Origin of the sequence: Rudaea sp. (assembly GCF_036383415.1) — a bacterium.
Lineage (GTDB): Bacteria > Pseudomonadota > Gammaproteobacteria > Xanthomonadales > Rhodanobacteraceae > Rudaea.
In genome coordinates this window covers 18,264-28,079 of sequence record NZ_DASVOK010000461.1, presented here as the reverse complement: position 1 = coordinate 28,079, position 9,816 = coordinate 18,264, and the positions used below count along the sequence as shown (strand labels likewise).

The following is a 9,816-nucleotide window of genomic DNA, read 5'->3' as shown; positions in this document are numbered from 1 at the left end:
ACCATACTCAGCGTCGCGATAGGCACGGAAAACCGCGTCGTCGCGCGTATCGGCGGCCATCTGCGCCTGCGCGCCGGTGAGCCCATCGAACTCGCGCTCGACTCCGAAAGGCTGCACGTGTTCGACCACGCGACCGAACTGAACCTGGACCGCTTTGGCGCATGAGCATGCAGTCGCGTACCATGCGCTAGCCGCAGCCGGACCGCAAAAACAGCTATTTCGGGATAACACTGCCGGGCCTTGCTTTTTGCGGAATGCATGTTCAGGCTATGGCTGCTTCTCTGTCCTGTTCATCATCTCCACTCATTGGAAAAACCATGGCCACCAAGAAAGCCTCGAAGAAAGCCGCATCGAAACCCGCCGCGAAGCCGGCCGCAGCCAAGCCGATCAAGCAGGCCCTCGGCAAATCCGGATTGGTCGAATACATCGCGAGCTCATCTGCCGTCATGGCCAAGGACGTCCGCGCCGTACTGGCCGCGCTGGAAGGCGCGGTGGTCGGTTCGGTCAACAAGAACGGTGCGCGTACGTTTACTTTGCCGGGCCTGTTCAAGGTCACCGTCGCCAGCATTCCCGCGAAGCCGAAGCGCAAGGGCATCAACCCGTTCACCAAGCAGGAACAGTGGTTCGCCGCGAAGCCGGCTTCGGTCCGGGTGAAAGTGCGCCCGCTGAAGAAGCTCAAAGACGCCGCCGCCTGATTCGGGACCCAAATCAGTGCCCAACATCGGTGCTCTTTTGAAAGACGAAATCTCGCGTCTGTGCAGACGCGAGATTCGCAAGACGGTGGCCAGCGTCAAGAAGGCGTCGGCCGCCTACCGACGTGACATCGCCGCGCTCAAACGCCAGCTGGCAGCGCTGCAGAAAAAGTCGGCCTCAGTCGAGAAGCGGGTCAATGTCGCGAGCGACAGCAGACCTCGAACCCTGCCCGACCGTCCCGTCCGTTTCGTCGCCAAGGGATTGCGCTCGCTGCGTTCGCGGCTGGGCCTGTCTGCCGCGCAGATGGCCTTGCTGCTCGGCGTCAGCGAACAATCGGTGTACAACTGGGAAACCAAGAAGGCCACGCCGCGGAAGGAACAGTTGGCGGCCATCATCGCGTTGCGCGGCATCGGCAAACGCGAGGCGCAGGAGCGGCTTGATGCAATCAAGCCATCGCGCTCGCCGCGCGCGAAGACAAAGAGAAGCAAAACGTAGATTGTCTCGTGCCTTCGAAACGGCAGGGCAGGAACGCGTGTCTTCTTGAAGAATTTCCTTGATTTTCTTCGGATTGTTGGTGGCGATGGGTGGGCTCGAACCACCGACCCCAGCATTATGAGTGCTGTGCTCTAACCAGCTGAGCTACATCGCCATCGGAAGAAAATCGCCTCCGCGTTGCACGGAGGGGGCGTGATTGTTGGGATTCGCGCCGCGTCTGTCAAGTGAATGATAGCAAATGCCGGAGGCAGCGGTCGATTGCGTCGCCCGCTCGCAGCGTCGAAAATGGCCGCATGTTCAGCCGCCACATTTCCCTGTCCGACCGCATCCTGATCGAAGTCGAGCGCGCCGCGGGCACTGCGCTCGGCACCGTGCCGCAGGCTTCGCGCCCCTCGCCCGCTGTCGGCATGGGCGAGGCCGAGTTGAACGAGGACGAGTGCCGCCACGCGGCCGGCCTGATGCGCGTGAACCATACCGGCGAGGTCTGCGCGCAGGCTCTCTACTCCGGCCAGGCCGCGGTCGCGCGCGAGGCAGATACGCGCGCGCAATTGCTTGAAGCGGCTGCAGAGGAAACCGATCACCTCGCCTGGTGCTCCGAGCGGCTCGATGCGCTGCACAGCCGACCCAGCCTGTTCAATCCGCTCTGGTACGCGGGCAGTTTCGCGCTCGGCGCGGTTGCCGCGCTGGTCAGCGACAAGGTCAGCCTCGGCTTCGTCGTCGAGACCGAGCGCCAGGTCGAAGCGCATCTCGGCGAGCATCTGGAACAACTTCCCGCCGGCGACGCCGCCAGCCGTGCTGTCGTCGCGCAGATGAAGGAGGACGAGGCGCGCCACGGCCATCATGCACGGGAAGCCGGCGGCATCGATCTGCCGCCGCCGATTCCCGCGCTGATGCGCCAGGCGAGCAACCTGATGAAGGCGGTGGCGTATCGCTTCTGAACCGGATTCCGCGCCGCCATCGCGGCCCACGCACTGGGCGCAGCCGCTGCCCGGGCAGCGCGTGGAAAACCTGCACCGATTGAGCGACACGCTCTTCCGCAGCGCCCAGCCGCGCAGCCGCAACGTGGCCGCGCTGGCCGCACTCGGCATTCGCACCGTCATCAGCCTGCGTGCTTTCAACGGCGACGAACGCCGCTTCGCCGATAGCGGCATCGCGCTCGTGCGTTTCCGCATCAACACCTGGGACATCGACGACGCCGAAGTCGCGCGCGCAGTCGCGACGATGGTGGAATCGCAGCGGCACGGCCGGTGCTGATCCACTGCTGGCACGGCGCAGACCGCACCGGCGTGGTCTGCGCGGCGTACCGCATGGTCGTGCAAGGCTGGAGCAAGGCCGATGCGCGTGCCGAGATGTTCGACGGCGGTTTTGGCTATCACGCAGTGTGGCGCAACATTCCCGCATATCGACCGCTTTGATATCGAGGCGATGCGGCGGCAGCTGGAAGAAATCCGGCCGAAATCCAACTCGAATTCCTAGCTCGTTGCCTCGGGCACAACTGAGCGAAAAACGTCGATTTCGACCCGCTGCATTCGGCCGGTATCTCGGGCAAACTTGGACAACGGCGAATCAGGAAAGCACGATGCCCAAGTCACCCGGCTCGAAACTTGCGCGGTTCCTGGCCCTGCCTACCGCGTGCATGGCTCTTTCTTTATCGATGGGCGTCGCTCACGCCGACACCGGCATCGATTTCGCGCTGCATCGACCGGCAAACGGCTCGCCTGTCTGCAAAGCCAGCGAACCGGCGAGCAATGCGGTGGACGGCACCTTGTCCAGTGTCCTCGACAAATTCTGCTCGCTGGCACGGCCGGCGTGGCTGCGGGTCGATCTCGGCCAAGTGCGACAGATTCGCGAGTTCACGATTCGGCACGCCGGGGCGGGCGGCGAGTTGCGAAGCTGGAACACTCGCGCATTCGAAATCCTCGTATCGCGCGACGGCTCGCATTGGCGGCGCGTCGTCGAGGTGGTCGACAACACGGCCGACGTCAGCCATCACCCCGTCGCTCCTGTCGACGCGCGCTACGTCAAACTCGTCGTCCACGTGCCGGCGCAAGACCGCGATCCGGCCACGCGCATATTCGAACTCGAAGTGCGTTGAGCGCTCATGTGCCGGCGATGCTCTGCAGGTACTCGCGGCGCGCTTCCGCTGCGGTCTTGTGCTTGCCGTCGTGGCTCCAGCCCGGCGGCATGACGAGGTAGAGCAGCTTGTTGCGCGGGCCCGGAGCCGCCCGGAAATCGCGCCAGAGCGCGGCGAACTCGCCGAAATACACATCCACGAAACTGTTCGGATTCATCGCGCGGGTGATGCCATATTCGATCGCGATGTCTTGACGCGCATTCTGATAGGTGCCGAACAGCCGGTCCCATACATTGAGCAGATTGCAGAAGTTGGTATCCATGTAGAGCGGGTTGCGCGCGTGATGCACGCGATGGTGCATGGGAGCGAGCACGAGCGCCTCCAGCGCACGCACCCGCCCGTGCCGGAACAAGCCCTCGCCGACGTGTATGAATGCACCCCAGGTACCATCGACGAACATGATCGCGAACAGCAGCAGCGGGTCGAGTCCGGCCAGCATGCAGATGCTGGTGCGTATCACATCCGCGTACGGCCCTTCCAGAAAAAAATGTGCATTGCTGACCATCAGATTCATCGATCTCGGCGCGTGATGCGTGGAATGCAGACACCAGAGCAATCGCACTTTGTGCGCAAGAAAGTGGTAGACGAAATGGGAGAACTCCCAGACGAGATAACCGTAGATCCATCCGTACCAGGTGAATCCGACATGAAACGGCGCGAGCGGCTGCAGCAATCCGATGCAGAAGCCCACGGCTGGGATCGAGATCACATGCGCGCTCGCGCGATTGGCCAGGAAGATCAGAAAAGTCAGCCCATAGCCTTCTTCGATGAAGCGGCGCCTGAACATCGCCGTCACCACTTCGATCAGCAACAGCGGCGGCACCAGCGGCGCGACTACCGAGGCAAGTCCTTTCCAGGTCGCAAGCGCCGCATAGTCGCCCGAGCGGATCAGTTCGAGCAGCCCTCCCACTCCCAGAAATCCAACCACTTCATTGCGCAGGAAATCCAAAGCAACCATTGCAACCCCGCCATCAGAGGACACAGCGAACGATCCGTGCTGTTACGCACCGCGCTGGCGACTGTATTGCGCTTTTGTAGTCGGAGCAATCTACCTCTGGGCGCCGTCGCGCAGCCAGGCCAACACGGTCTCGCGCTCGGCATCGGTCATCTGCGTGAGGTTGCCGATCGGCATCACGCGCGTGGCGAGCTGGGTCTGCATCGCGACGGTGTTGGCGAGGAGATGCTCTGGCGTGTCGAGCATCACGCCCTTCGGCGGCGCGGGAAATCCGGCGAAGGTCGGATGCGGCGCGTGGCAGGTCACGCAGCGCTGGTTGATGATGCCCTGAACTTCGGCAAAGCGCTGCGCGACAGCCGCAGGATCGTGCGCGCCTTGCGTGGACGTACTCGTGCGCGGCGCCAGCGCGGCGATCACGCCGGCGAGCACGACCAGTCCGATCACGAGCGGCACGGGTGAAGTCTTGCCGCCGCGCTCGTGCGCCTTGTGGCGCATGACGAACCATGCGCGGATCGCGGCGCCGGCAACGCTCATCGCGATCAGCACGAGCCAGTTCCACTTCGCGCCGTAGGTCAGCGCGTAGTGGTTGCTGATCATCACGAACAACACCGGCAGGGTGAAATACGTGTTGTGCACCGAGCGCTGCTTGCCGCGCAGGCCGTAGACCGGATCGAGCGGCCGTCCCTCGGTCTTCGCGCGCACCATCTCGCGCTGACCGGGGATGATGACGAAGAACACGTTGGCGACCATGATCGTGCCGATCGTCGCGCCGTACAGGATGTACGCACCGCGCCCGCTGTAAAGCTGGCACAGCGCCCATGCGGCGATGCTCAACGCGATCGCGACGAGCAAGCCAAGCGCGCGTTCGCTGCGCTGGAAGAAGAACCGGCACAGCGCATCGTAGATCAGCCAGCCGCCGGCAAGAAACGCGAGCGCGATGCCGATCGCGGCCGCTTTCGAAAGCGCCATCACTGAAGGATCGATCAGATAAATTTCCGCCTGACCGAAATAAAGCAGGCACAGCAGGAAGAACCCTGACAGCCAGGTCGTGTACGCCTCCCAGTAGAACCAGTGCAGCGGCTCGGGCAGCTCTGCCGGGGCAGTTTTATACTTTTGTGCATTGTAGAAACCGCCACCATGCACGGCCCAGACTTCGCCGCCGACTCCGGCGTCGATCAGCTCCTTGCGCCTGGGCGGCAGCAGCGAATTGTCGAGCCAGACGAAATAGAACGAGGCGCCGATCCAGGCGATACCGGTAATCAGGTGCAGCCAGCGGCCAAGCAGGCTGGCCCAGTCGAAAAGATACGCGCTCAATCAGCGGCACTCCGCAGGGAATCGATCGCGCGCAGCACGGATTCGGGCGTTGCCGGCGCAACAAGGTCGGAAATCGCGCCCGACGTTCCGCACGCCGCAACCGCATCGCGGATCGCATGTAAGGTCGAGATCGCGAGCATAAGCGGCGGTTCGCCGACCGCCTTGGAACGATGGATCGTGTCTTCAGGATTCGGCGCGTGCTCGAGGATGCGCACATCGGCATGCGGCGGCCAGTCGCGCACGGACGGAATCTTGTACGTCGACGGCGCATGCGTCTTCAGCTCGCCCTTCGTGTTCCACCACAACTCCTCGTTCGTCAGCCAGCCAATGCCTTGGAGGAAACCGCCTTCGATCTGGCCGCGGTCGATCGCGGGATTCAGCGACTTGCCGACATCGTGGAGGATATCCACGCGGGTCAGCTGCGTTTCCCCTGTCAGCGTATCGACCGCGACTTCGGACACGGCGACTCCGTAGGCGAAATAGAAGAACGGGCGTCCGTTGAGGCGACTGCGGTCCCAATGGATTTTCGGCGTCGCGTAGAAACCCGTCGCCGACAGCGAGATGCGCGCCTGATAGGCCGATTGCACGAGCTGCGCGAACGTGACCCGTTCGTTGCCGATCTGCACATGACCCTCGGCGAAGCGCACCTGATTTGCCTCGACGCCACGCGTATTGCACGCATGCACGATGAGACGATCGCGCAGCGTCTTGCATGCGGCCTGCGCAGCCTTGCCATTGAGATCGGCGCCGCTCGACGCCGCGGTCGCCGAAGTGTTCGGCACCTTGCTCGTGTCGGTCGCCGAGGTGCGCACGGCCGACAATGGCAGGCCGAATTCGTGCGCGACAACCTGTGCAACTTTCGTGTACAGGCCCTGCCCCATCTCGGTGCCGCCATGATTGAGCAGCACGCTGCCGTCGGTGTAGATGTGCACGAGCGCGCCGGCCTGGTTGAACACGGTCGCGTTGAACGAGATGCCGAACTTGACCGGTGTGAATGCGATGCCGCGCTTGACGATCGCATTCGCCGTGTTCCACTGCGCGATTTCGGCGCGGCGCTCGTGATAGCGGCTGGTCTTTTCGAGATCGTCGGTGAGACGTTCGAGGATATTGTCCTCGACGTACTGCCCGTACGGCGTCACGTCTCGCGGAGATTGGCCATAGTAGTTGCGCCGGCGCACTTCGAGCGGATCGAGATTCAACGTACGCGCGATATCGTCGATCGCCTGCTCGATCGCGAGCATGCCCTGCGGCCCGCCGAAGCCGCGGAACGCCGTATTCGACACCGTGTGCGTCTTGCAGCGATGCGAAAGAATCTCGATGTTCTCGATGTAATAGGCGTTGTCGACATGGCAGATCGCGCGGTCGTTGACCGGCCCGGACAGGTCGGCCGAGTAGCCGCAGTTCGAGGCGAGCATCACCGCGAGCGCGCTGATGCGGCCCGCATCGTCGAAGCCGATGTCGTAGTCGGCGATGAAGCCGTGGCGCTTGCCGGTGATCAGCATGTCGGCGTCGCGCTCGAGGCGCAGCTTGACCGGACGCCCGCTCTTGCGCGCGAGCACGCAGGCGACCGCCGCGATCAGCGCAGGCTGCGATTCCTTGCCGCCGAAGCCGCCGCCCATGCGCCGGCACTGCACAACAACCGCATGTGCAGGCAGCGCCATTGCATGCGCGATCACGTTCTGCACTTCGGTCGGATGCTGGGTCGAGGAGTGCACGTGCAGGGTGCCGTCCTCGCCGGGAATCGCTACGGCGATCTGGCCTTCGAGGTAGAAATGGTCCTGGCCGCCGACCGTCATCGTGCCTTGCAGACGATGCGGCGCCGTCGCCAGTTCCACGCGCGCGCGGCCGCGCGCGACGATCTGGCTCGGCGTCACGTAGCTTCCCGCGTCGATCGCATCGCGGATGGACAAGATCGCGGGCAATTCCTCGTATTCGATCTTCACCTTGAGCGCGGCCTTGCGTGCGATCGTCATCGATGTCGCCGCGACGGCGAACAGCGGTTGGCCGGCGTACTGGACGAGGCCTTCCGCGAAGATCGGATCGTCGTGGACGATGCCGCCATAGTTGTTCTCGCCGGGGACGTCGCTCGCCGTCGCGACGGCGACGACGCCGGGTGTCGCCAGCACATCCGACAAGTCCAGCGATTTGACCCGGCCGTGCGCGATGCGGCTGATGCCGAACGCGGCATGCAGGGTCGACGGCGGCAGTTCCATGTCGTCGGCGTAGACCGCTCGGCCCGACACGTGCAGATGCGCGCTCTCGTGGCGCACGGGTTCGCCGATCAGTGCGCCGACTTCGAGCGTTGCCGACAAGTCGTTCATACCGACACCTCGGCGACATCCGTGCGCAGGATCTGCTTCGTCGCGTGCTCGAGGAAGAAACGGCGCAACAGGTTCTGCGCCCCCTGCAGGCGATAGGCAGCAGTCGCGCGCATGTCGCTCAACGGCTTGAACTCTTCGGCCAGGACATTCGCCGCAGCAGCGAACGCGGTTTCGTCGAACGGCTTGCCGACCAATGCGGCTTCGGCTCGCTTCGCCCGCGCAGGAATGGCAGCCATGCCGCCGTAGGCGATACGCGCGGCAACGATGCGTTCATCCGCAACCTCGATCGCGAATGCCGCGCAGACCGCCGAGATATCCTGATCGATGCGCTTCGACAATTTGTAGCTCGCTACGCGCGTCGCCGCCTTAGGCGCCGGCACGTTGACCGCGACGACGAATTCGCCGCGCGCGAGATCCTTTTTCATGTAGTCGAGGTACAGCGCCTCGAGCGGCAGCGTGCGCGTCACGTCGCCGCTTCGCAGCTCGACCGTCGCACTGAGCGCGATCAGCGCTGGCATCGCATCGCCGATCGGCGAGCCATTGGCGATATTGCCGACCAGCGTGCCCGAGTTGCGCACCGGCGGCGAGGCGAAGCGTTGCGCGAGCTCGGCCAATGTCGGGACGCGCACGACGATCGCGTTCCAGGCATCGGTCAGCGACACGCCGGCACCGATGCGCAACATGCCATCGGCGCGCGTCTCGATGCTTTGCAGTTCCGCCACTTCGCCCAAATAGACGATGTGCGACAACTCGCGCAAATGCTTGGTCACCCACAGGCCGATGTCGGTGCCGCCGGCGAGCAGCAGCGCATCGGGATGCGCCTGCAGAGCCTGCGCGAGTTCGTCGAAGCTGCGCGGCGCGACGAAGCCGGGCAATTGCAACGCGTGATCACGTCGCAGCGAATGCAACGCAGCGCGATGCGGGGATTCCTGCGCCTGTTCGCGCGACCAGCGCGAGGGAGCGGGGTATGCTGCCATCGCGCAACCGGCGTCAATGATCGGTCGATAACCGGTACAACGACAGAGATTGCCGGCCAACGCTTCAACGACTTCTTCGCGATTCGCCGCCGGCTTCTGCTGGTACAAGGCGAACAGGCTCATCACGAAACCCGGCGTGCAGAACCCGCACTGCGAGGCATGCTGGTCGACCATCGCCTGCTGCACCGGATGCAGCTTGTCGCCGTCGGCCAGGCTTTCGACCGTGACCAGTTCCTTGCCGTCGATCGTCGGCAGGAAGCGGATGCAGGAGTTGATCGCGCTATAGCGCATGCGTGCGTCGCTGCCGGAACCGGCCAATTCGCCGAGCACGACCGTGCAGGCACCGCAGTCGCCTTCGGCGCAGCCTTCCTTCGTTCCGGTGCGATGCCGGTGTTCGCGCAGCCATTCGAGCACCGTGGTGGTCGGCGCGACGTCGGCCACTTCGACGATCTCGCCGTCGAGGACGAAACGGATGGCGTTGGCCCCTGGCTCGCTCATGCTCAACTGCCGCGATAAGTGGAGTAGCTCCACGGCGAAACCAGCAGCGGCACGTGGTAGTGCTGGTCGGCATTCGCGATACCGAAGTCGATGCGCACGATGTCGAGAAACGGTGGATCGGGCAGCGCGACGCCTTGCGCGCGGAAATACTCGGCGACGTGGAGGCTCAGCGTGTAGCGACCGGGGCGCAACGCGGCGCCCTCAAGCAGCGGCGCATTCGCGCGTCCATCATCGTTGGTGGCGAGGCTCGCGAGGCGTTCGCCGGAATCGGCCGCATGCAGTTCCACGCGCATGCCGCGTGCCGGATTGCCGTGCGCCGTGTCGAGCACGTGTGTGGTCAGTCTACCCATGGCATTCCCGCCGGCGGCCTGTCCGCCGGATCTTCTGTCCGCTGCGTTGTCTGCATGTGTACAAAACAATTAAAGTCGT

General features: G+C 63.9%; 11 protein-coding genes and 1 tRNA gene. 6 read left to right on the top strand and 6 right to left on the bottom strand.

The genetic code is table 11. The features are described 5' to 3' along the window. Positions 1–317 precede the first annotated feature (317 nt). Both VF497_RS16790 and VF497_RS16785 read left to right on the top strand, forming a co-directional pair. Positions 318–695: an HU family DNA-binding protein gene (locus tag VF497_RS16790; protein WP_330890847.1), complete on the top strand. Its 378-nt coding sequence runs from the start codon at positions 318–320 to the stop codon at positions 693–695. 16 nt (positions 696–711) lie between these two features. Next, on the top strand, positions 712–1,188 hold the full coding sequence (locus VF497_RS16785) for a helix-turn-helix transcriptional regulator (protein ID WP_330890845.1): 477 nt from the start codon (positions 712–714) through the stop codon (positions 1,186–1,188). Positions 1,189–1,265: 77 nt separating this feature from the next. On the opposite strand, the gene VF497_RS16780 is transcribed toward VF497_RS16785, so the two are convergent. Beyond that, positions 1,266–1,342: transfer RNA gene (locus VF497_RS16780), tRNA-Met, on the bottom strand. 139 nt (positions 1,343–1,481) lie between these two features. Here VF497_RS16780 and coq7 point away from each other — a divergent pair. From coq7 to VF497_RS16760, 4 genes are all read left to right on the top strand, one after another. Further along, a complete protein-coding gene (gene coq7 / locus VF497_RS16775; protein ID WP_330890842.1) occupies positions 1,482–2,126 on the top strand; it encodes a 2-polyprenyl-3-methyl-6-methoxy-1,4-benzoquinone monooxygenase in 645 nt (214 codons plus the stop codon). A 79-nt stretch (positions 2,127–2,205) separates the two neighbouring features. Continuing rightward, positions 2,206–2,442 carry a hypothetical protein gene (locus tag VF497_RS16770; protein ID WP_330890840.1) on the top strand — a complete coding sequence of 79 codons (237 nt, stop codon included), beginning with the start codon at positions 2,206–2,208 and terminating at the stop codon, positions 2,440–2,442. Then, positions 2,436–2,603, top strand: coding sequence for a hypothetical protein (locus VF497_RS16765; protein ID WP_330890838.1), 168 nt, complete (start codon positions 2,436–2,438; stop codon positions 2,601–2,603). Before VF497_RS16770 ends, VF497_RS16765 begins: the two co-directional genes overlap by 7 nt. Before the next feature lie 164 nt (positions 2,604–2,767). Beyond that, positions 2,768–3,283 (top strand): discoidin domain-containing protein, encoded by a 516-nt coding sequence (locus tag VF497_RS16760; RefSeq protein ID WP_330890836.1) that lies wholly within the window; start codon positions 2,768–2,770, stop codon positions 3,281–3,283. Between the two features lie 4 nt (positions 3,284–3,287). Here VF497_RS16760 and VF497_RS16755 read toward each other — a convergent pair whose 3' ends face one another. The 5 genes from VF497_RS16755 to uraH form a co-directional block, all read right to left on the bottom strand. Continuing rightward, positions 3,288–4,280: a sterol desaturase family protein gene (locus tag VF497_RS16755; protein WP_330890834.1), complete on the bottom strand. Its 993-nt coding sequence runs from the start codon at positions 4,278–4,280 to the stop codon at positions 3,288–3,290. Between the two features lie 90 nt (positions 4,281–4,370). Further along, complete coding sequence (locus tag VF497_RS16750) at positions 4,371–5,591, bottom strand: urate hydroxylase PuuD (RefSeq protein ID WP_330890832.1); 1,221 nt, start codon at positions 5,589–5,591, stop codon at positions 4,371–4,373. After that, entirely contained in the window at positions 5,588–7,912 is a 2,325-nt protein-coding gene (gene xdhB, locus VF497_RS16745) for a xanthine dehydrogenase molybdopterin binding subunit (protein ID WP_330890830.1), read from the bottom strand. The genes VF497_RS16750 and xdhB overlap by 4 nt, the downstream gene beginning before the upstream one ends. After that, positions 7,909–9,387: a xanthine dehydrogenase small subunit gene (gene xdhA / locus VF497_RS16740; RefSeq protein WP_330890828.1), complete on the bottom strand. Its 1,479-nt coding sequence runs from the start codon at positions 9,385–9,387 to the stop codon at positions 7,909–7,911. Before xdhA ends, xdhB begins: the two co-directional genes overlap by 4 nt. Before the next feature lie 2 nt (positions 9,388–9,389). Further along, positions 9,390–9,737 carry a hydroxyisourate hydrolase gene (gene uraH, locus VF497_RS16735; RefSeq protein ID WP_330890826.1) on the bottom strand — a complete coding sequence of 116 codons (348 nt, stop codon included), beginning with the start codon at positions 9,735–9,737 and terminating at the stop codon, positions 9,390–9,392. Positions 9,738–9,816 lie beyond the last annotated feature (79 nt).